19 protein-coding genes and 1 riboswitch are annotated in these 20,659 nt (G+C 70.1%); of the genes, 12 read left to right on the top strand and 7 right to left on the bottom strand.

Features of this window, described 5'->3' with window-relative positions; translation table 11 throughout:
- Positions 1-100: 100 nt before the first annotated feature.
- Positions 101-814: a M50 family metallopeptidase gene (locus D6270_RS23160; protein WP_109163697.1), complete on the bottom strand. Its 714-nt coding sequence runs from the start codon at positions 812-814 to the stop codon at positions 101-103.
- Positions 815-867: 53 nt separating this feature from the next.
- Between D6270_RS23160 and D6270_RS23165 the strand changes: the two genes are divergently transcribed.
- From D6270_RS23165 to def, 8 genes are all read left to right on the top strand, one after another.
- Positions 868-1,683, top strand: a complete 816-nt coding sequence (locus D6270_RS23165) for an SOS response-associated peptidase (protein WP_109163696.1) — start codon at positions 868-870, stop codon at positions 1,681-1,683.
- A 55-nt stretch (positions 1,684-1,738) separates the two neighbouring features.
- Complete coding sequence (locus D6270_RS23170; protein ID WP_109163695.1) at positions 1,739-2,380, top strand: alpha/beta hydrolase family protein; 642 nt, start codon at positions 1,739-1,741, stop codon at positions 2,378-2,380.
- A 273-nt stretch (positions 2,381-2,653) separates the two neighbouring features.
- Positions 2,654-3,310, top strand: a complete 657-nt coding sequence (locus D6270_RS23175) for a sigma-70 family RNA polymerase sigma factor (RefSeq protein ID WP_018510075.1) — start codon at positions 2,654-2,656, stop codon at positions 3,308-3,310.
- Positions 3,307-3,627 carry a mycothiol system anti-sigma-R factor gene (rsrA, locus tag D6270_RS23180; RefSeq protein ID WP_109163693.1) on the top strand — a complete coding sequence of 107 codons (321 nt, stop codon included), beginning with the start codon at positions 3,307-3,309 and terminating at the stop codon, positions 3,625-3,627. The genes D6270_RS23175 and rsrA overlap by 4 nt, the downstream gene beginning before the upstream one ends.
- A gap of 95 nt (positions 3,628-3,722) precedes the next feature.
- Entirely contained in the window at positions 3,723-5,087 is a 1,365-nt protein-coding gene (locus D6270_RS23185) for an HD-GYP domain-containing protein (RefSeq protein WP_109163692.1), read from the top strand.
- The gene (locus D6270_RS23190; RefSeq protein WP_225976930.1) at positions 5,084-6,403 is read left to right on the top strand and encodes an HD-GYP domain-containing protein; all 1,320 of its coding nucleotides are present in this window, start codon (positions 5,084-5,086) and stop codon (positions 6,401-6,403) included. The genes D6270_RS23185 and D6270_RS23190 overlap by 4 nt, the downstream gene beginning before the upstream one ends.
- A 92-nt stretch (positions 6,404-6,495) precedes the next feature.
- Positions 6,496-7,491: a tetratricopeptide repeat protein gene (locus tag D6270_RS23195; protein ID WP_109163691.1), complete on the top strand. Its 996-nt coding sequence runs from the start codon at positions 6,496-6,498 to the stop codon at positions 7,489-7,491.
- 119 nt (positions 7,492-7,610) lie between these two features.
- Complete coding sequence (gene def, locus D6270_RS23200; RefSeq protein WP_109163690.1) at positions 7,611-8,249, top strand: peptide deformylase; 639 nt, start codon at positions 7,611-7,613, stop codon at positions 8,247-8,249.
- 24 nt (positions 8,250-8,273) lie between these two features.
- Here the strand turns inward: def and D6270_RS23205 are convergent, their stop codons facing one another.
- Positions 8,274-9,251 carry a helix-turn-helix domain-containing protein gene (locus tag D6270_RS23205; protein ID WP_109163689.1) on the bottom strand — a complete coding sequence of 326 codons (978 nt, stop codon included), beginning with the start codon at positions 9,249-9,251 and terminating at the stop codon, positions 8,274-8,276.
- An 81-nt stretch (positions 9,252-9,332) separates the two neighbouring features.
- Between D6270_RS23205 and D6270_RS23210 the strand changes: the two genes are divergently transcribed.
- Positions 9,333-9,542, top strand: a complete 210-nt coding sequence (locus D6270_RS23210) for a hypothetical protein (protein WP_109163688.1) — start codon at positions 9,333-9,335, stop codon at positions 9,540-9,542.
- 237 nt (positions 9,543-9,779) lie between these two features.
- On the opposite strand, the gene D6270_RS23220 is transcribed toward D6270_RS23210, so the two are convergent.
- The 5 genes from D6270_RS23220 to D6270_RS23240 form a co-directional block, all read right to left on the bottom strand.
- On the bottom strand, positions 9,780-10,799 hold the full coding sequence (locus tag D6270_RS23220) for a ribonucleotide-diphosphate reductase subunit beta (RefSeq protein WP_109163686.1): 1,020 nt from the start codon (positions 10,797-10,799) through the stop codon (positions 9,780-9,782).
- A complete protein-coding gene (locus D6270_RS23225; RefSeq protein WP_109163685.1) occupies positions 10,799-13,213 on the bottom strand; it encodes a ribonucleoside-diphosphate reductase subunit alpha in 2,415 nt (804 codons plus the stop codon). The genes D6270_RS23220 and D6270_RS23225 overlap by 1 nt, the downstream gene beginning before the upstream one ends.
- 133 nt (positions 13,214-13,346) lie before the next feature.
- Positions 13,347-13,482: riboswitch (cobalamin riboswitch) on the bottom strand.
- Between the two features lie 178 nt (positions 13,483-13,660).
- Positions 13,661-13,864 carry a YbdD/YjiX family protein gene (locus D6270_RS23230; RefSeq protein ID WP_109163684.1) on the bottom strand — a complete coding sequence of 68 codons (204 nt, stop codon included), beginning with the start codon at positions 13,862-13,864 and terminating at the stop codon, positions 13,661-13,663.
- Positions 13,861-16,086, bottom strand: coding sequence for a carbon starvation CstA family protein (locus D6270_RS23235; RefSeq protein ID WP_109163683.1), 2,226 nt, complete (start codon positions 16,084-16,086; stop codon positions 13,861-13,863). The genes D6270_RS23230 and D6270_RS23235 overlap by 4 nt, the downstream gene beginning before the upstream one ends.
- A gap of 249 nt (positions 16,087-16,335) precedes the next feature.
- The gene (locus tag D6270_RS23240; protein ID WP_018489091.1) at positions 16,336-17,100 is read right to left on the bottom strand and encodes a GntR family transcriptional regulator; all 765 of its coding nucleotides are present in this window, start codon (positions 17,098-17,100) and stop codon (positions 16,336-16,338) included.
- Positions 17,101-17,379: 279 nt separating this feature from the next.
- Here D6270_RS23240 and D6270_RS23245 point away from each other — a divergent pair, with 279 nt between their 5' ends.
- From D6270_RS23245 to D6270_RS23255, 3 genes are all read left to right on the top strand, one after another.
- Positions 17,380-18,678 (top strand): sugar ABC transporter substrate-binding protein, encoded by a 1,299-nt coding sequence (locus D6270_RS23245; RefSeq protein WP_109163682.1) that lies wholly within the window; start codon positions 17,380-17,382, stop codon positions 18,676-18,678.
- Between the two features lie 114 nt (positions 18,679-18,792).
- Positions 18,793-19,797 (top strand): carbohydrate ABC transporter permease, encoded by a 1,005-nt coding sequence (locus tag D6270_RS23250; protein WP_109163681.1) that lies wholly within the window; start codon positions 18,793-18,795, stop codon positions 19,795-19,797.
- Entirely contained in the window at positions 19,794-20,654 is an 861-nt protein-coding gene (locus D6270_RS23255; RefSeq protein ID WP_109163680.1) for a carbohydrate ABC transporter permease, read from the top strand. The genes D6270_RS23250 and D6270_RS23255 overlap by 4 nt, the downstream gene beginning before the upstream one ends.
- The last annotated feature ends 5 nt before the right edge of the window (positions 20,655-20,659 follow it).

The following is a 20,659-nucleotide window of genomic DNA, read 5'->3' on the forward strand; positions in this document are numbered from 1 at the left end:
TGGCTCCGCGCAGAACCGGATCGTCACCAAAAGAGCGTAAACCGGTCCGTAACGAAAGACTGGTACGGACCGGATCGTGCGCCGTGCGGGAGCGGGGGTCTCACCACCCCAGCAGCCAGCGCCCCCCACCGATCAGCGAGCACAGCGACACCGCGTGGAAGAGGAACAGCCACAGCGCCGCCGGGGCGTGCGTCAGCCGGGCCAACTGGTCCGCGTCGGAGTCCGGGGCGCCCCCGAACCGCCGCTTGGACTGGAGCTCGAAGGGCGGCCGCACCCCGCCCAGCAGCAGGAACCAGACCACCGCGTACGCGAACGCCGACTGCACGTCCGACGAGGTCAGCCAGGACACCAGCAGGAACGCCGTACCGGTCAGGATGACGGTGAGCGCCCCGTACACATTGCGGATCATCACCAGCATCGCGGCGAGCAGCGCCGTCGCGATCCACAGCAGCAGCGTGATCCGCCCGTTGGTCAGCAGCCACGCACCGCCCAGACCCAGCAGCGAGGGGGCCGTGTAGCCGGCCGCCGCGGTGAGGATCATGCCGATCCCGGTCGGCTTGCCGCGGCTCACGGTCAGCCCGCTGGTGTCCGAGTGCAGCCGGATACCGGAGAGCTGGCGCCCGGTGAGCAGGGCCACCAGCCCGTGGCCGCCCTCGTGCGCGATGGTGATGGTGTTCCGCGCCAGGCGCCATATCGGGTTCGGCACGACGGCGATGAGCGCCAGGGCGGCCGTCACCACCACCAGCCACTGCTCGGGTGCGGGCTGGGTGCCGGTGAGGCGATCCCACAGGTCGCCCAGTTCGGTGCTGTTCATCGGCCGGGCGACTCCTTGCGGCGGGGGCGGGCGGTCGTGGCAGTCTGGCACTTATGTGCGGACGGTATGCAGCGAGTCGGGGACCAGAGGATCTGACCGGAGTCTTCGGGGTCGAGAAGTGGGAACCCACCGAGACCCTGGAGCCGGACTGGAACGTGGCGCCGACCAAAGAGGTCTACGCGGTGCTGGAGCGCCCTGTTAAGGACGCGGACGACCGGCGTCCGGTTCGCCAGCTGCGGACCCTGAAGTGGGGGCTCGTGCCCTCCTGGTCGAAGACGCCCGACGGCGCGGCCCGGATGATCAACGCCCGCGCGGAGACCGTGCACGAGAAGCCGTCCTTCCGCAGTGCCTTCGCCCAGCGCCGCTGCATCCTGCCCGCCGACGGGTACTACGAGTGGGTCACCGGCGCCGAGGAGCGGCAGCTGGAGGAGAAGAAGGGGAAGAAGCGGGCGCGCAAACAGCCCTACTTCGTCACCCCGGCCGACGGCTCGGTCTTCGCGATGGCCGGGCTGTACGAGTTCTGGCGCGACCCGAACCTCCCCGGTGACCACGAGAACGCCTGGTGGGTGACGTGCTCGGTGATCACCACCGAGGCCGAGACCACACCGCTGGGCGTCGCCCCCGCCGAGGGGCCCGGCGCACTCGCCGACATCCACCCCCGGATGCCGCTGATGCTCACCCCGGACCGCTGGGACACCTGGCTGGACCCCTCGCACACCGGTCCGGACGAGCTGCGCGCGCTGCTGGAGCCGCCGCCCGGCGGGCTGATGCGCGCCTACCCGGTCGCCACCGCCGTCAGCAACGTCCGCAACAACGGGCCGGAGCTGCTGGAGGAGCTGGCCGCGCCGGAGGAGGAGACCCTCTTCTGAGGGGCGCGCGGGGGAGTCCCGGTGAGCCGTCGGCCACGCGGGGGAGGATGTCCGCGTGAGCCGTCGACCACGTACGCAGAACGTCACCACCGACGCCGGTGAGGCCAGGATCACCTGGGTCCCCGCGCCCGAGCCCCGCCTCGTGCTGGCCGTGAGCCACGGAGCGGGCGGCGGTATCGAGGCCCGGGACCTGAAGGCCCTCGCCGCCGCCCTGCCCGCCCAGGGGGTCACCGTCGCCCTGGTGGAGCAGCCCTGGCGGGTGGCCGGAAAGAAGGTGGCGCCCGCCCCGAAGACCCTGGACACCGGGTGGCGCGGACTGTGGCCCGCGCTGGCCGCACCCGGGCTGCCGGTCGTCTCCGGAGGGCGGAGCGCCGGGGCCCGGGTCGCCTGCCGGACCGCCACCGAGCTGGGTGCCCTCGCCGTCCTCGCCCTCAGCTTCCCGCTCCACCCGCCGGGCAAGCCGGAGAAGTCCCGGGCCGGCGAACTGCTCGGCACCGGCGTGCCCACCCTGGTCGTCCAGGGCGGCAACGACCCGTTCGGCCGACCCGAGGAGTTCCCTTCCGGGCCGTACGAGCTGGCGGAAGTGGCCTACGGCGACCACGGCTTCGCCGTGCCGAAGAGATCCGGGCTGAGTGAGGCTCAGACGATGGACGTCCTCACCGGCGCGGTGACGGGGTGGCTCGCCGGACTCGGGTGACACGGACCGCGGGAATGCGGCGTACGGGGGCGCTGTTGTTCGGGACGTCGGTACAACAACGTCGTACGTGGAGAGGGAGTCCGTCGCATGGGTTCGACCATCTGCCCCAGCCGCTCGAACGCCGCTGATCTGGAGTGGACCGTGCTGCCTGCGGCGAAGACCACCCGTGAGCGGTCGATGGGCGGCGCCGATCGACAGCCCGTCTCCAAGCAAGGTCGACTATTCTCCGAGGCGAGCGGGTCCGGTTTCGGCTCCGCCACATCGTTGGAGGAGGTGGGTCCGGTCACTGGGACCGACACAGGGACCGACGACGGCCGTGCACCCGAGACGACCGCCGAGCGCAACGCGCGCTTCGAGCGGGACGCCCTCGGTTTTCTCGACCAGATGTACTCGGCCGCGCTGCGCATGACGCGCAACCCCGCCGATGCCGAGGACCTGGTCCAGGAGACCTACGCGAAGGCGTACGGCTCCTTCCACCAGTTCCGTGAGGGCACGAACCTCAAGGCGTGGATGTACCGCATCCTCACCAACACCTTCATCAACTCGTACCGCAAGAAGCAGCGCGAGCCCCAGCGCAGCGCCGCCGAGGAGATCGAGGACTGGCAGCTGGCGCGCGCCGAGTCGCACATGTCGACCGGTCTGCGCTCGGCCGAGTCCCAGGCCCTCGACCACCTGCCGGACTCCGACGTGAAGTCGGCGCTCCAGGCGATTCCCGAGGAGTTCCGCATCGCCGTCTATCTCGCCGATGTCGAGGGCTTTGCCTACAAGGAGATCGCGGACATCATGGGGACTCCCATCGGTACGGTGATGTCCCGGCTCCACCGCGGCCGCCGTCAGCTGCGCGGCATGCTGGAGGACTACGCCCGTGAGCGCGGGCTCGTCGCGGCCGGTGCCGGTGACTCGGACGATCGGAAGGGCTCTACCTCATGAGCTGCGGAGAGCCGCACGAGACGGATTGCTCGGAGGTCCTCGACCATCTCTACGAGTTCCTCGACCGGGAGATGCCCGAGGGCGACTGCACCAAGTTCGAGGTGCACTTCGAGGAGTGCTCCCCGTGCCTGGAGAAGTACGGCCTGGAGCAGGCCGTGAAGAAGCTGGTCAAGCGCTGCTGCGGACAGGACGACGTCCCGGCCGACCTGCGCTCCAAGGTGATGGGCCGCATCGACCTGATCCGGGCCGGCGAGGCCGTGCCCGAGCAGGACATCACCGTCAGCGGCACGGACCGGACCACCACCGCGCGGGAATAGTCACCCGAATGTGCTAATCGCACCTGTAGCGGCTCGGCGGACCCGCCGACTCGCTAGCGTGGCGCCTCCATGGACCATGGGGGGCGAGTGCGGGCGTGAGAGGCACACCGGTGGCGGCGCGCGGCTGCATCCTGGCGGCGGTGATCGCCGCCGTCTGCTGCACCCTCCCGGTGTCTCGTCCCGGGGCCTCGGTCCCGTGGGGCGCGGCGGCCCTGCTCGCGGCCCTCTGCCTTGTCTGTGAGGCCGTCGGCCGCCGCTTCGACCCGGGCTCAGTCCAGGCCGGCGCCGGATCCTTCCTCCCGCTGCTGCCCGCCGCCGCGTTCCTCCTGCCGCCCCCGGCCGCCGCCCTGGTCGCGGCCGTGGCGTCCCTGGCGGGCCGGGTGGACCGGCCACCCTTCGCGGCCCGCCGGATCTGGCGGGCCGCACAGCTGGCCCTCACCTGCTGCGCCGCCTCCTGGACGTACACGCTCCTCGGCGGCCCCGCCACCCTCGGGGGCGTCCCGGACTTCCCGTACGCCCTGCTCCCCGCGTGCGCGGCGTCCCTCACCTTCTCCCTGGTGCTCACCGCCCTGGACTGCCTGATCCTCGCGGCGGCCGAAGGACAGCCCGTACCCCGCTCCTGGCGCACCCTGCTGCCGCGCGCGCTCGGGCCCCACCTGGTGCACGCGCTCGCCGGGCTGATGATGGCCGTGCTCTGGCGCAGCCCGTACGGGCCCGTCTCCGCGCTCTTCGTCCTGCTGCCGATGTACCTCTCCTGCTGGGTCTTCGCCCAGTACCACCGCGAGGACGCCGCCCACCGCGCCACCATCCGCGCGCTGGTCCACGCCGTCGACATCAAGGACACCTACACGCGAGGCCACAGCGAGCGGGTCGGCCGGGCCTCCGTCCTGATCGCCCGGGAACTCGGCATGGACCCCGCCCGCCTGGAGGCGCTCCGCTTCGCCGGGATCCTCCACGACATCGGCAAGCTCGGCGTACCGACCCGGGTGCTGCGCAAGGACGGCCCGCTCACCCCGGACGAGCGCCGGGTCATGGAGCTGCACCCGGAGTACGGACACGAGATCGTCCGGTCCATCGGCTTCCTGGACGAGGCCCGCGCCGCGATCCTGCACCACCACGAACGGCTCGACGGCACCGGTTATCCCTACGGGCTCAGCGGCCGCCGCATCCCCGAGTCCGCCCGGATCGTCGCGGTCGCCGACGCCTTCGACGCCATGACCTCGACCCGCTCCTACCGGCGCGGCAGGCCCGTTCCCGCCGCCCTGACCGAGCTGCGCCGGTGCGCGGGCAGCCAGTTCGACCCGCGCATGGTGCGGGCGCTGGCCCGCGCCCTGGACCGGCACGGCTGGAGCGGCGCGGACACCGCCGTCACCGCGGACGAGGCGGGGGCGGCGGCCGTCGTGCCCGACGCCCGCAGGGGGACCGGTCGGCGAAGCCCCTCCCCGGAGCGATCCCCGTGAAAAGTCTCACCCCGCCCGCCCTCCTCGCCGTCCGGGGGGCCGCGCTCCTCCTCGCCCTCGCCGCGCTCGCCCACACCCTCCGGCACGGCCTCGCCGATCCGGGCCACGCCCTCGCCTTCGGGCTCCTCGTCGCCGTCGGGGAGCAGGCCCGGTGGGGCGGGGCGCCCGGGGAGCGGGAGCCCGCGCCGCTCGCCGCCGCCGGGGCGCTGGCGTACGCCCTGCTCGGGGACAGCGCGGGGGAGCCGACCGGGCCCGGGCCCCTCCAGGTGGTCGCCGTCGTCGTCGCCGCACAACTCGCCGCCCAACTCGTGACCGCCGTGCGGCAACCCGCCCCGGATGTGGACCGCGTGGCGCGGCGGGTGCTCACCGTGGGGTTCGCCGCCGTCTGCTTCCAGCCGCTGTACGCCTCCGGGCAGGCGGTGCGGTGGTTCGGCGGCGGGCTGCACTTCGCGCTGTTCCTGCTCGGCCTGCTGGCGCTGACCGCCGTCTGCGACGCGCTGCTCGCCGCCCTCGTGGCGCGTGCGCGGGCCCTGCCCTACGGCACCGGGAGGCCGTCCCCGTACGGCACGGAGAAGCCGCTTCCGTACGGACCGCCCGCCCCGCCCCCGTACGGCCCGTTCCTCGGCGACGAGCTGCGGGCGCTCGCCGGGATCGGGCCCGCGGTCGGGGCGAGCGGGGTGGTCCTGGCGCTGGGAGTGGCCGTCGCCGGGCTGTGGGCGCTGCCCGTGCTCGCTGTCCCGCTGCTGCTGACCCAGGTCGCCTTCCGCCGGTACGCGGCCGTCCGCACCACCTACCGGCAGACCATCGCCTCGCTCGCCCGCGCCACCGAGATCGCCGGGTACACCCCGCCCGGCCACGCCCGCCGGGTCGCCGCCCTGGCCACCGCCGTGGGGCGGGAGCTGGGGTTCACCGGGGCCCAGCTGACCGTGCTGGAGTACGCGGCCCTGATGCACGACATCGGCCAGCTCTCCCTCCTGGACCCGGTCGCCGCCGGGGCCACCGCCCGGCTGCCCGCCGCCGAGCAACGCCGGATCGCCCTGCTCGGCGGGGCCGTGGTGCGCCGGACCGGGGTGGACCCGGAGGTGGCCGCGGTGGTGGAGCAGCAGGCCGATCCGTACCGGGAACAGCTGCCCGCCGCCAGGATCGTCCGGACGGTCAACGCATACGACGACCTGTGCGGGGAAGGCGTCGGCGGGTCGCTGGAAGCGCTGGAGGAGCTCAGGCTCGCCACCGGACACGACCACCAGCCGCAGGTGGTGGAGGCCCTCGTGAGAGTCCTCGGCCGGAGCGGTCTGACCCGGGCCGGGGCTGGGTAACCCATGGGTAATGAGCGGGCGTCCGGCCGGGCATGGTTGGATGCGAAAGCAGAGCGGAAAACGAGGGTGTCCAGTCGGGACAGGCGGGAATCGTGAGGATCTTCGGGAAGGTACGGCATCGGCCGTCCGCCTCTTGGCGGCAGGCCACGGACCGCGCGTTCACGCTGATCGGCGACGGCCGGTACGAGGACGCGGGGGCGCTGCTGACGCGCGCGGCGGATCTGGAGCCCTGGCTCTCGGAGTCCTGGTTCAACCTGGCGCTGCTCCACAAGTTCCGGCACGACTGGGAGCAGGCGCGCGCGGCGGGCCTGCGGGCGGTCGCGCTGCTGGACCGCGAGGCCGGCGCCCCGGACTGGTGGAACGTCGGGATCGCGGCCACCGCGCTCCAGGACTGGCCGCTGGCGCGCCGGGCCTGGCAGGCGTACGGGCTCAAGGTGCCAGGCTCCGGGCTGAACAGCGGGGCCACCACCGAGCCGTCCGGCATGGAGCTGGGCAGCGCGGCGGTCCGGCTCTCCCCGGAGGGCGAGGCCGAGGTGGTGTGGGGGCGGCGGCTGGACCCGGCCCGGATGGAGGTCCTCTCCATCCCGCTGCCGTCCTCCGGGCGGCGCTGGGGCGAGGTCGTGCTGCACGACGGGGTGCCCAACGGCGAGCGGGTCACCGCCGCCGGACCCTCGTACCCGGTGTTCGACGAGATCGAGTTGTGGGCGCCCTCCCCGGTGCCGACCTGGGTGGTGCTGCTGGAGGCGGCCACCGAGGAGGACCGGGACGCGCTGGAGAAGCTCGCCTCGGACGCCGGGTTCGCCGCCGAGGACTGGTCCTCCTCCGTCCGGCTGCTGTGCCGGGCCTGTTCGGAGAGCCGGATGGAGAGCGACGAGGGCGACGGGGAGCACCTGGACCCGCACGACCACAGCGAGCCGGGCCACCCGGGACCGCTGGGCCACCGCACGGCGGGCGGCGGTGACCTGTGGGTCCCCGAGCGCGAGTGCGGTCTCGCGGCCCCGGCCGGTCTGGTGCGCGGGCTGCTGGACGGCTGGGTCGCCGACAGTCCGGACAGCCGTGAGTGGCGGGATCTCGAAGAAGTCTGCTGACCGCTGCCCGTAGGCTGTACGCGCACCGATCGCGGTGCTGTTCCTCCCGTGGTTCCCGGGTTTCGGCCCGGCCCGCGGGGTCACCGAGTTCAGGTTTTGCAGGAAGGCGTACGGCGGACATGTCGCAGCAGGAGACGGACGGGCGGATCGGCGTGGACGACGAGGGATTCGTCATCGACACCGAGGACTGTGAGGAGCGCGAGACGGCGCACCGGGAGCGCGGCACGTCGCGCCCGATCACGGTCGTGGGCAACCCGGTGCTGCACAAGGAGTGCAAGGACGTCACCGAGTTCGGCGACGAGCTGGCGCAGCTGATCGACGACATGTTCGCCAGCCAGAAGACGGCCGAGGGCGTGGGCCTGGCGGCCAACCAGATCGGCGTGGACCTCAAGGTCTTCGTCTACGACTGCCCGGACGACGACGGCAAGCGGCACACCGGCGTGGTCTGCAACCCGGTCCTGGACGAGCTGGCCCCCGAGGCGCGGGTGCTGGACGACTCCAACGAGGGCTGCCTCTCGGTCCCGACCGCGTACGCCTCCCTCGCCCGCCCCGACTACGCGGTGGTGCGCGGCCAGGACGCGAAGGGCGACCCGATCAAGGTCCGGGGCAGCGGCTACTTCGCGCGGTGCCTCCAGCACGAGACGGACCATCTCTACGGCTACCTGTACATCGACCGGCTCTCCAAGCGCGACCGCAAGGACGCGCTGCGCCAGATGGAAGAGGGCACGCCGCGCTACGAGACCGTCCCCAACGACTGAGGACGCGCCCCGGCCGCACGGCGCTCAGGCGACGTCGGGCACCGTGCCCGCCGGGCCCCGGAAGGTCCGGCGGTAGGCGTTCGGCGTCGTCCCGAGCGTGCGCACGAACTGGTGGCGCAGGGTCGCCGCCGTACCGAACCCCGTCCGCCCCGCGATCGTGTCGACCGTCAGGCCGGAGGTCTCCAGCAGGTGCTGGGCCAGCAGCACCCGCTGCCGCAGCAGCCAGCGGTACGGGGTCGTCCCGGTTTCCTGCTGGAAGCGGCGGGCGAAGGTGCGCGGCGACATGTGCGCCAGCCCCGCCAACTGCTCGACCGACATCTCCTGGTCCAGGTGGTGTTCCATCCACGCCAGGGTGGAGCCGACGGTGTCGCAGGCGCTCCGGGGCAGCGGGCGGCTGATGTACTGCGCCTGCCCGCCGTCCCGGTGCGGCGGCACCACCATGCGCCGGGCGATCGTGTTGGCCGCGTCCTGCCCGTACGCCTGGCGTACGAGGTGGAGGCAGGCGTCGATCCCGGAGGCGGTCCCGGCCGAGGTGATCACCGGGCCCTCGTCGACGTACAGCACGTCCGGCTCCACGACCGCCTTCGGGTAGCGTCGGGCCAGCTCCGCCGCGTGGCGCCAGTGCGTCGTGCAGCGGCGGCCGTCCAGCAGGCCCGCCGCCCCGAGGATGAAGGCCCCGGAGCAGACGCTCAGCACCCGCGCCCCGCGCTCCACGGCCCGCCGCAGCGCGTCCAGTGCCTCGTCCGGATACACCCGGTCCATGAAGTGGCTGCCGGCCGGGACGGCGATGAGGTCGGCCTCCTCCAGCCGCTCCAGGCCGTGTTCGGTACGGATGGTGAAGCCGGCGTGGGTGCGCAGCTCGGGGCCCTCGGCGGAGACGACCGCGAAGTCGTGGACCGGCAGGCCCTCCTCGCTGCGGTCCAGGCCGAAGACCTCGCAGACCACGCCGAGTTCGAAGGGGTGGACCTCGTCCAGCAGCAGGGCGGCGACGTTTTTCAGCATGGAGTCAGTGTGGCAGTAATTTGATGCTGTGTGGCAGTGCTGCCACTGACTCTTCTCGGCGGCGCGGACGACAGTGGAGCCATGAACCTCTTCCTGGACTACCTGACCGTTACCGCCCTCTTCGCCCTCGTCGCTCTCCCGGCCGCCCTCGGCCTCATCCGCGACCGCCGCATCGACCGCCAGCTGCGTGACGCGGAACGGGGGGAGGCGGCGCGTACGGAAACGGAGAGCGCCGCGCGACCCTACAAGGTCACGCGGCGCTCCTACCCGAAGGGTTGGGCGAAGGCCTGAAGCGGTCCGTGACTCCAGGACCGTTGGGGGCCCGGTGGCCGAAGCCCTGCCGCACCGTGGAGTCCACGCCGTCGACGGCACGCTTGACGGTCTTCTCACGGGTCAGCAGCGTGCGGATGCCCGCGAAGCGCCCTTCTGCCCTTCGGCCGGTTCTCGTCGGGCCGTCCGGGGACGCGGAAGGCCCCACCGTGCTGCTGAGCACGGTGGGGCCTTCCGCCGTACGGAATCCGGAAGGGCCTAGAAGTCGTCGTCGAACCCGACCGAGCCCTCCACCGCCACCTGGTAGGCGGACGGGCGGCGCTCGAAGAAGTTCGTCAGCTCCTGGACGCCCTGGAGCTCCATGAAGGAGAACGGGTTCTCCGAGCCGTAGACCGTCGGGAAGCCCAGGCGGGCGAGGCGCTGGTCGGCGACGCACTCCAGGTACTGGCGCATCGACTCGGTGTTCATGCCCGGCAGGCCCTCGCCGCACAGGTCGCGGCCGAACTGGAGCTCCGCCTCGACCGCTTCCTTCAGCATGTCGGTGACCTGCTGCTGGAGCGCGTCGTCGAAGAGCTCCGGCTCCTCCTTGCGGACGGTGTCCACAACCTCGAACGCGAAGTTCATATGCATCGTCTCGTCACGGAACACCCAGTTGGTGCCCGTGGCGAGGCCGTGCAGCAGGCCGCGCGAGCGGAACCAGTACACGTACGCGAAGGCGCCGTAGAAGAACAGCCCCTCGATGCACGCCGCGAAGCAGATCAGGTTCAGCAGGAAGCGACGGCGGTCGGCCTTCGTCTCCAGGCGGTCGATCTTCTCGACCGAGTCCATCCACTTGAAGCAGAACTGGGCCTTCTCGCGGATCGAGGGGATCTCCTCGACCGCGTCGAACGCCGCCGCCCGGTCGTCCGGGTCCGGCAGATAGGTGTCCAGCAGCGTCAGATAGAACTGGACGTGCACGGCCTCCTCGAACAGCTGCCGCGACAGGTACAGCCGCGCCTCGGGGGAGTTGATGTGCTTGTACAGCGTCAGCACGAGGTTGTTGGAGACGATCGAGTCACCGGTCGCGAAGAACGCCACCAGCCGGCCGATCATGTGCTGCTCACCCGGCGACAGCTTCGCGAGGTCGGCGACGTCCGAGTGGAGGTCGACCTCCTCCACGGTCCAGGTGTTCTTGATCGCGTCCCGGTAGCGCTCGTAGAAGTCCGGGTAGCGCATGGGACGCAGGGTCAGCTCGAATCCCGGGTCGAGCAGGTTCTTCTCGTTGTTCGTGGTGCTCATTACTGGCAGGCCTCGCAGGACTCAGGGTTTTCCAGGGAGCAGGCGATGGCGTCCGCGTCGGGAGCCGAAGCCTGCTGTACGGGAATGGGGGCGGCGGCCGACGCCTGACCGGACGCGGCACGGGCGATCCGGGTCGCCGGGCGCGAACGCAGGTAGTACGTCGTCTTCAGCCCCTGCTTCCAGGCGTACGCGTACATCGAGGAGAGCTTGCCGATCGTCGGCGTCTCCAGGAACAGGTTGAGCGACTGGCTCTGGTCGAGGAACGGCGTACGGGCCGCCGCCATGTCGATCAGGCCGCGCTGCGGGATCTCCCATGCCGTGCGGTACAGCGCCCGCACGTCCTCGGGGATCCAGGCGAAGCCCTGCACGGAGCCGCTGGCCTCGCGCAGCGCCTCACGGGTGCGGGCGTCCCACACGCCGAGCTTCTTCAGCTCGTCCACCAGGTAGGCGTTGACCTGGAGGAACTCACCGCTGAGCGTCTCGCGCTTGAACAGGTTGGAGACCTGCGGCTCGATGCACTCGTACACACCGGCGATCGAGGCGATCGTGGCGGTCGGCGCGATGGCCAGAAGCAGCGAGTTACGCATACCGGTCTTCGCGACCCGGGCGCGCAGGGCCTCCCAGCGCTCCGGCCAGTTCAGCTCGGTGTCGTAGTGGTCGGGGTGCAGCACACCGCGCGCGGCCCGGGTCTCGGACCAGGCGGGCAGCGGGCCGGAGCGCTCGGCGAGGTCGCAGGACGCCTCGTACGCGGCGAGCATGATGCGCTCGGAGATCCGCGTCGAGAGCGCGCGGGCCTGCGGCGAGTCGAAGGGCATCCGCAGCTGGAAGAAGACGTCCTGGAGGCCCATCGCGCCCAGGCCGACCGGCCGCCAGCGGGAGTTGGAGCGCCCGGCCTGCTCGGTCGGGTAGAAGTTGATGTCGACGACCCGGTCCAGGAAGGTGACCGCGGTGCGGACCGTGGCGTCCAGGCGCTCCCAGTCGATGGAGCCGTTGGCCACGAAGGCGCCCAGGTTGACCGAGCCCAGGTTGCAGACGGCCGTCTCGCCGTCGTCGGTGACTTCGAGGATCTCGGTGCACAGGTTCGAGGAGTGCACGACCCGGCCCGGCTCGGCGGTCTGGTTCGCGGTCCGGTTGGAGGCGTCCTTGAACGTCATCCACCCCTGGCCGGTCTGCGCGAGGGTCCGCATCATCCGGCCGTACAGCTCGCGCGCCGGGATCGACTTGCGGGCCAGGCCCTTGGCCTCGGCCGCGCGGTAGGCCGCGTCGAACTCGTCGCCCCACAGGTCGACCAGCTCGGGCACCTCGGCGGGGGAGAACAGCGACCAGTCGGTGTCCGCGTCGACGCGGCGCATGAACTCGTCCGGGATCCAGTGCGCCAGGTTCAGGTTGTGCGTACGCCGCTGGTCCTCACCGGTGTTGTCGCGGAGCTCCAGGAACTCCTCGATGTCCGCGTGCCAGGTCTCCAGGTACACCGCCGCGGCGCCCTTGCGGCGGCCGCCCTGGTTCACCGCCGCCACCGAGGCGTCCAGCGTCTTGAGGAACGGCACGATGCCGTTGGAGTGCCCGTTGGTGCCCCGGATCAGCGAACCCCGGGCGCGGATACGGGAGTACGACAGACCGATGCCGCCCGCGTGCTTCGAGAGGCGCGCCACCTGGTGGTAGCGGTCGTAGATCGAGTCCAGCTCGTCCTTGGGCGAGTCCAGCAGGTAGCACGAGGACATCTGCGGGTGCCGGGTGCCGGAGTTGAAGAGCGTGGGGGAGGAGGGGAGGTAGTCCAGCCGGCTCATCAGTCGGTAGAGCGCGGCGACCTCGTCCAGCGCGCGCACCGACTCGTCCTCGGCCAGCCCCGCGGCCACGCGCAGCATGAAGTGCTGCGGGGTCTCGATGACCTGACGGGTGAGCGGGTGGCGCAGCAGGTAGCGGCTGTGCAGCGTGCGGAGGCCGAAGTAGCCGAAGCGGTCGTCGGCGCCGTCGGCCAGCGCCTGGTCGACGAGTTCGTCCAGCGCGTCCGCGTGCAGCGCCACGAACGCGGCGGTGCGGTCCGCGATCAGGCCCTCGCGGTGACCCACCGCGACCGAGGCGGAGAAGTGCGTCGCGCCCTGGCCCGCGGCCTCGTCGGCGATCGTACGGGTCAGCAGCCGGGCGGCGAGCTGGGAGTACGCCGGGTCCTCGGAGATCAGCCCCGCCGCCGCCTCGGTGGCCAGCGAGCGCAGCTCGGCCTCGTCGGAGCGGGCGTTGCGCCCGCGCAGCGCGGAGGCGGCGACCCGTCCGGGGTCGGTGTCGGGCAGATCGACGGTGAGGTCGGTCAGGGTCCGCAGCAGGGCGGTCCCGGGTCCGTCGTTCGTGCCGTCGCCGGACGTGGTGGAGGCAGCGGATTCGGTGGCTGAAACCGGATCGGCGGGCGCGATGGTCACTGGGCTTTCCCTCGCTCGGCTGGGGGCCGGCGGCGAGCGGGGAAACCGGGCAGCACGATGCCCTCCAGGGCAGCACTGCTACGGCGTCCACCGGCCCATCCGCGAGGCCCGGACGTCTGGCGTCCGGTTCGGTCGAGCCGGACGCACTGTCGACAGGTCTTCGGACTTCGGGTGTGCAAAAGCACACTGATCACACCGTTGCGGGACAGTTCCGGATTCGCACCGGATTCCCCTGCGGCGACAGCGAGGTCGAGCATACATGTGGGGGGCGCTCGATGAGGAAGCCCCCACATGTTGTGTCGGCGTGAACAGATGTCGGTATGGCGGTCTGGCTTCTTCGCCCGGCTTTCTCCGTATCGGCGGCGCGCAGAGGCCCTCTTGGAGGGCGCGAAAAGGGGCCGCCGCGCCCCTGGGAGGGGTGCGGCGGCCCCGATCGGCCGGTGGCGGTCAGCAGCAGCGGAAGCCCTCGCGGGGGTCCGCCTCACGGGCGTCCGTGCGGCTCCGCTCGAAGGCCCGGCGGTCCATCACCGGCGTGTCCGGATCGTGAGCCCTCGCGTGCGCCACATAGCGGTCGTACGTCGACTCGCCGGTCAGCTCACGGACGTACCAGCGGATCCGTCCGGCCACCCGTCGTACGTCCGCGAGGGTCATGTCCGGCTCCCCGTTCCCGCCGCTTCCTTGCGGATGCCGCCCTCGGGGCCGACACCGGCGGCGGCCAGTTCGGCCTTCTCCTCCTTGGTGGCGATGAGCGAGGCCGGGGCGACGAACTTGGACTGGACGAACGGCGTCTCGTGGAGCCTGACGCTCTCCGGGTCGCGGATGGCGTTGAAGCAGACCCGCCCGGCATCCACCAGCACCACGATGATGAGGAGCGCGAAGAGCGCGCACAGCACCCCGTCGACGGTGGAGTTGGTGACGACGGTCTGCATGTCGTCCATGTTCTTGGCCGGCGGCAGCACCTCGCCCGCGTCGATGCCCGCCTGGTACTTGTCGCGCTGGGCGAAGAAGCCGACCTTCACGTCGGAGGAGAAGATCTTCTGCCAGCTCGCGGTGAGGGTGACGGCCACGTCCCAGGCGAGCGGCACCGCGGTGACCCACGCCCACTTCAGGCGGCCGGACTTGATCAGCAGGACGGTGCAGACGGCCAGCGCGACGGCGGCCAGCAGCTGGTTGGCGATGCCGAAGAGCGGGAAGAGCTGGTTGATGCCGCCCAGCGGGTCGTGCACGCCGACCCAGAGGAAGTAGCCCCAGCCGCCCACCACGACCGCGCTGGCGAACCAGACGCCCGGCTTCCAGGAGACCTCGCGGAACGGCTTGTAGGCGTTGCCCAGCATGTCCTGGAGCATGAAGCGCCCGACGCGGGTGCCGGCGTCCACGGTGGTGAGGATGAAGAGCGCCTCGAACATGATGGCGAAGTGGTACCAGAACGCCTTCATCGCGGTCCCGCCGATCACGGCGGAGAAGATCTCCGACATGCCGAGCGCGAACGTGGGCGCGCCGCCGGTCCGGGAGAGCAGGCTCGCCTCCTCGACGTCCTTGGCGGCCTGGGCCAGGGCGTCCGGCGTGATGGTGAAGCCGAAGTTGGCCACGGCCTGGGAGGCGGACTGGACGCTGTCGCCGATCACACCGACGGGCGCGTTGATGGCGAAGTAGAGGCCCGGGTCGATGATGCAGGCCGCGATCATCGCCATGATCGCGACGAACGACTCGACCAGCATGGCGCCGTAGCCGATCACCCGGATCTGCGTCTCCTTCTGGACCATCTTCGGCGTGGTGCCGGAGGAGACCAGGGAGTGGAAGCCGGAGAGCGCGCCGCAGGCGATGGTGATGAAGACGAAGGGGAACATGGAACCGGCGAAGACCGGCCCCGAGCCGCTGGTGGCGAAGTCGGTGACGGCCGGCATCTTCAGCGTCGGCAGCGCGACGATCACGCCGAGGGCCAGCAGCCCGATGGTGCCGACCTTCATGAAGGTGGAGAGGTAGTCGCGCGGCGCCAGCAGCAGCCAGACGGGGAGCACCGAGGCGAGGAACCCGTACACGATCATCCAGATGACCAGGGTGCCCGGCTCCAGCGTAAAGAAGTCCGCCCATGACGACTCGGCGACCCAGCCGCCGGAGACGATCGCGAGCAGCAGCAGCGCGACGCCGATGAGGGAGACCTCACTGACCTTGCCGGGCCGCAGGATGCGCAGGTAGACGCCCATGAAGAGGGCGATCGGGATCGTCATGCCGATGGAGAAGACGCCCCACGGCGAGTGGGCGAGCGCGTTCACGATGACCAGTGCGAGGACCGCGAGCAGGATGATCATGATGATGAAGACCGCGACCAGGGCGGCGACGCCGCCGACCGGGCCGATCTCGTCGCGCGCCATCTGGCCGAGCGAACGGCCGTTGCGGCGGGTGGAGAAGAAGAGCGTCACCATGTCCTGCACGGCACCGGCGAAGATGACGCCGACGACGAGCCAGATCGTGCCCGGCAGATAGCCCATCTGCGCGGCGAGCACGGGGCCGACCAGCGGGCCCGCGCCCGCGATGGCGGCGAAGTGGTGGCCGAAGAGGACCCGGCGGTCGGTGGGGTGGAAGTCGACACCGTTGTCCAGCAGTTCGGCCGGGGTCGCGCGGTTCTTGTCCGCCTTGAGGACCCGGTTGGCGATGAACCGGGAGTAGAAGCGGTACGCGATGGCGTACGAGCCCAGCGCCGCCGCCAGCATCCAGGCGGCCGAGACCTCTTCACCGCGCGAGAGCGCGAGGGTGGCCCAGCCGATGGCGCCGACCAGGCCGACCAGGCTCCAGACGACTATGGACTTCGGGGACAGCGCCCGCCGTCCCGGTGCTTGTGGAACCGGTGGTGCTGGTGTGGGCGATTCCGGCATATCGATCCGTCCCCTCGCGTGATCACAGTCGTAACGTGCGCGAAATCTAGGTGGTACGGCCGCTCTCCGGAACCCCTGTCCGCATACCGGTCGCGTATCGCCGATGCCTCCACCGAAGGTCCGCAGTAAGGACACGGACGGCAGGCGGAATCGGTTCACGCGGAGGGAAGCCGCCTGACCTGACCGAAAACAGGCGGTGGCCCGGGGAGGGAATCCCCGGGCCACCGCCTGTTCGCACGCTGTCGGCTCTCAGTCGGTCGGCCGCTTCAGACGGGCCACGAACTTGTACCGATCGCCCCGGTACACGGATCGCACCCACTCCACGGGTTCGCCCTGGCCATCGATGGAATGACGGGAGAGCATCAGCATCGGCAGCCCCACGTCCGTCCCCAGCAGACCGGCCTCGCGCGGGGTGGCGAGCGAGGTCTCGATGGTCTCCTCGGCCTCGGCGAGGCGGACGTCGTACACCTCGGCCAGCGCGGTGTAGAGCGAGGTGTACTTCACCAGCGAGCGGCGCAGCGCCGGGAAGCGTTTGGCCGAAAGGTGGGTTGTCTCGATCGCCATCGGCTCTCCGCTGGCGAGCCGGAGTCTCTCGATGCGCAGCACCCGGCCACCCGTGGAGATGTCCAGCAGTCCGGCGAGGGTGTCGTCCGCCGTGACGTAGCCGATGTCGAGGAGCTGGGAGGTCGGCTCCAGTCCCTGGGCGCGCATGTCCTCGGTGTACGAGGTCAGCTGGAGCGCCTGGGAGACCTTCGGCTTCGCGACGAACGTCCCCTTGCCCTGGATGCGTTCGAGCCGGCCCTCGACGACCAGCTCCTGAAGGGCCTGGCGCACGGTGGTGCGCGAGGTGTCGAACTCGGCCGCCAGGGTGCGTTCGGGCGGCACCGGGGTGCCGGGTGGCAAGGTATCGGTCATGTCGAGGAGATGGCGCTTGAGCCGGTAGTACTTTGGTACGCGCGCGGTGCGCGTACCGTTACCGGTCTCGCTCCCCGAACTGCCCCCGTCGGCACCCATGGCCCGCCTCTCCGACGCTTGCGTTACTGCCGTCACCGGCTCCTCCGTCTGTCGCGGCTCACATGGTGGCACGGTCCGGTCACGGGTCGTCGCCCTCCCTTAGGTGTCGGTCCTATAACGGACGCGAGTGCACTTCTTATACACCCTTGACACCCCTAAAGGTCTAGGCCAAGCTCCCGGTACTGGTCTAAACCATTAAAGACCAGGTCCAGCCCCAGCAGAACTCGTCGAATGTCTTCGCGGTGGGTGGGGTTGCAGCATCCCTGAGGAGGGTTTGACGTGAAGCGCAAGCTCATCGCGGCTATCGGTGTCGCGGGCATGTTGGTTTCGGTCGCGGCGTGTGGTTCCGACGACAAGGCATCGTCGCAGGAGCCGAAGGACCGCAAGGAGAACCTGACCGTCTGGCTGATGGGCGAGGCCCAGTCGACGTGGCCCGAGCTGGTCAAGGACACCAACGCCGAGTTCAGCAAGAAGTACCCGAACGTCAAGGTCAAGGTTCAGTACCAGCAGTGGGCTGACAAGGTCAAGAAGCTTGACACCTCCCTCGGTGGCGACAAATTCCCGGACGTTGTCGAACTCGGCAACACCGAGACCATGCAGTACATCCTCAATGGTGCGCTCGGGGAAATCGACCCCAAGAAGTACGAGAACTCGGACACCTGGATCAAGGGTCTGAAGGACACCTGCACCTTCGAGGGCAAGACGTACTGCGTTCCTTACTACGCGAGCGCCCGTCTGGCCGTCTACAACAAGGACATGCTGAAGGCCGGCACCGGCAGCGACGAGCTCCCGCAGACCGAGGACGAGTTCCTCAAGGCGATGGACAAGGTCTCCGCCGAGCTCGCCAAGAAGGACAAGCGCGCCTCCTCGCTCTACTTCCCGGGCCGCTACTGGTACGCCGCGATGTCCTACGTCGCCGCCTACGGTGGCCAGATAGCCTCCTACGACGAGGGCTCGAAGGAGTGGAAGGGCGCGCTCTCCACACCCGAGGCGCAGAAGGGCCTGGAGCACTTCGTCAACCTGGTCAAGAAGTACAACAAGGCCGACCAGACGAAGGACGAGCAGGACCACGCCAACGTCATGGCCAACGAGAAGGCCGCGGTCATCTACGGCCAGGCCTGGGAGGCCGGCAGCGTCACGGGTGGCGAGAACGGCAACCCGAAGCTGGAAGGCAAGATCGCCACGGCCGGTATGCCCGGCCCCGAGGGCAAGGCCCTCCCGTCCTTCATCGGCGGCTCCGACCTCGCGACGATCTCCAAGTCCAAGGTCCAGGACCTCGGCGAGGAGTGGATCGCCCTCTACACCAACGCCAAGGGCGGCGAGGTCCTCGCGTCGAAGAACGTCCTCCCGAACAACGAGAAGCAGCTTGAGCCGCTGAAGTCGAAGCCGGAGACGGCCGCCATCGCCAACGCGGTGCCGGACGCCTGGTTCACGCCGATCGCGCCGGGCTGGGCCTCCGTCGAGAAGGAGGACATCCTGGAGAACCTGCTCCTGGAGATCCTGAAGGGCGGCTCCGTCGCCGACGCCTCCAAGAAGGCCGACGACAAGATCAACGCCCTGATCAACAAGAAGTCCTGACCTTCCGGTCGCCAGGCGGGGGCCCGGCATCTCTGCCGGGCCCCCGCCCTCTTCCCGTAAGTGCACGCCGTGAATTCCGGGGCCCGCCCCGGACCGCGATGGAAGGTCAGCCACGTGTCTGCCGCTGATACCAAGGCCGTCGGGCCGCCGGTCCCGCTACCGCCCGACCCGCAGCCGACCGGGAAGCCGTCCTCCGACGGCGGGCCCCGGGTACAGAAGAGGAAGCGGAAGAAGGGTGAACTCCTCCCCTACTTCCTGATCCTCCCGGCGATCGTGGCGATCGCCGCCGTCTACCTCTACCCGCTCAGCAAGACGGTCATCATGTCCTTCCAGGACATGGGCCGGCGCGAACTGTGGTCCGGAGAGCCCGCCCCCTGGGTGGGCTTCGAGCAGTTCACGAACATTCTCGGCGACCCCGACTTCTGGTGGGTCACCTTCCGCACGGTGGTCTTCATGGCCATCTGTGTGACGCTGACCATGGGCATCGGGCTGCTCGTCGCCCTGCTCATGCGCAGGCTCTCCACCTGGGTCCGGCTCGTCCTGACGGTGGCCCTGATCGCCGCCTGGTCGATGCCGCTGATGGTCGCCGCCTCGATCTTCCGGTTCATGGCCGACTCCGACTACGGGCTGATCAACACCCTGGTCGCCAAGGTCGTCGGCGAGGACTGGCTCGGCCACAACTGGTACCTCAACCCGGTCCAGGGCTTCGGCATCATCACCCTGCTGGTCGTCTGGGGCGCCATCCCGTTCGTGGTCGTCACCCTGTACGCCGCCCTCACCCAGGTCCCCCAGGAGCTGGAGGAGGCCGCGGCCCTCGACGGTGCCAGCGGCTACGGCGTCTACAAGTTCGTCACCTGGCCGGTCATCAAGCCGGTCTTCACCATGGTCGCCACCCTTTCGGTGATCTGGGACTTCAACGTCTTCGGCCAGATCTGGCTGCTGCGCGGAAACAAGCCCGAGCCGGAGTACGAGACCCTCGGCCTCTACTCCTACTCCAAGGCGTTCGAGTCCACCTCCTTCAGCCAGGGCTCCGCGATCGCCCTGATCACGGTGCTGCTCCTGTCCGGTGTGGCCGTGTACTACCTGCGCCAGCTCATGAAGACGGGAGAGGTCGAATGAGCAGCACGACCGAAACACAGGCGCTGCGTCCCGACCGGAAGAAGAGCCGGCTCCACCTGGACATCATCGGCCTCGGCATCGCCGTGGTCATGATCTTCCCGGTCTACTGGCTGGTCATCAGCTCGCTCCGGCCCAACCAGGAGATCCGCAGCTACGACCAGAAGCTCTGGCCCACCTCGCTGACCTTCGACAACTTCGAACGCGCGGTCAACCAGCCCAACTTCACCACCGCCATCCAGTCCAGCCTGATCGTCGCCGTCACCGCGGTGGTCGGCGGCATGATCATCGCGACGCTGGCGGCCCTGGCCATCGGCCGGTTCCGGTTCTTCGGCCGCAAGCCGCTCCTGCTGATCATGATCCTGGTCCAGATGCTGCCGCCGACGGCGATGCTCATCCCGATCTACGCCCAGCTCAACGCGATGGGCGGGATCGACGAGTACTGGGGCCTGATCGTCGTCTACCTGGTCTCCACGCTGCCCTTCGCCACCATCATGATCCGGGGCTTCGTCGTGAACATCCCGGTGGAGCTGGAGGAGTCCGCGATGGTCGACGGCCTCACCCGCTTCGGGGCCTTCCGCAAGGTGGTCTTCCCGCTGCTCGCCCCCGGCCTCGCCGCCGCGTCGATCTTCGCCCTGGTGAACGCGTGGAACGAGTACCTCTTCGCGTACATCCTGATCAACGACAACTCCAAGTACACGCTCAACGTGTGGCTGATGACCTTCACCACCGAGCGCGGAACGGACTACGGCGCACTCATGGCGGCCTCCACCATGATCGCCCTGCCCGTCGTCATCTTCTTCATGATCATCCAGAAGAAGATGGCCGCTGGCCTCACCTCCGGCGCTGTGAAGGGATAGTGCGG

It is taken from the genome of Streptomyces griseus subsp. griseus (assembly GCF_003610995.1).
Classification (GTDB): domain Bacteria; phylum Actinomycetota; class Actinomycetes; order Streptomycetales; family Streptomycetaceae; genus Streptomyces.

What these genes read in the sequence shown, in the direction of transcription:
- D6270_RS23160 (WP_109163697.1), bottom strand. Translation starts at nt 814, where the DNA reads ATGAACAGCACCGAACTGGGCGACCTGTGGGATCGCCTCACCGGCACC.
- D6270_RS23165 (WP_109163696.1), top strand. Translation starts at nt 868, where the DNA reads ATGTGCGGACGGTATGCAGCGAGTCGGGGACCAGAGGATCTGACCGGA.
- rsrA (WP_109163693.1), top strand. Translation starts at nt 3,307, where the DNA reads ATGAGCTGCGGAGAGCCGCACGAGACGGATTGCTCGGAGGTCCTCGAC.
- def (WP_109163690.1), top strand. Translation starts at nt 7,611, where the DNA reads ATGTCGCAGCAGGAGACGGACGGGCGGATCGGCGTGGACGACGAGGGA.
- D6270_RS23205 (WP_109163689.1), bottom strand. Translation starts at nt 9,251, where the DNA reads ATGCTGAAAAACGTCGCCGCCCTGCTGCTGGACGAGGTCCACCCCTTC.
- D6270_RS23210 (WP_109163688.1), top strand. Translation starts at nt 9,333, where the DNA reads ATGAACCTCTTCCTGGACTACCTGACCGTTACCGCCCTCTTCGCCCTC.
- D6270_RS23220 (WP_109163686.1), bottom strand. Translation starts at nt 10,799, where the DNA reads ATGAGCACCACGAACAACGAGAAGAACCTGCTCGACCCGGGATTCGAG.
- D6270_RS23230 (WP_109163684.1), bottom strand. Translation starts at nt 13,864, where the DNA reads ATGACCCTCGCGGACGTACGACGGGTGGCCGGACGGATCCGCTGGTAC.
- D6270_RS23235 (WP_109163683.1), bottom strand. Translation starts at nt 16,086, where the DNA reads ATGCCGGAATCGCCCACACCAGCACCACCGGTTCCACAAGCACCGGGA.
- D6270_RS23240 (WP_018489091.1), bottom strand. Translation starts at nt 17,100, where the DNA reads ATGGGTGCCGACGGGGGCAGTTCGGGGAGCGAGACCGGTAACGGTACG.
- D6270_RS23255 (WP_109163680.1), top strand. Translation starts at nt 19,794, where the DNA reads ATGAGCAGCACGACCGAAACACAGGCGCTGCGTCCCGACCGGAAGAAG.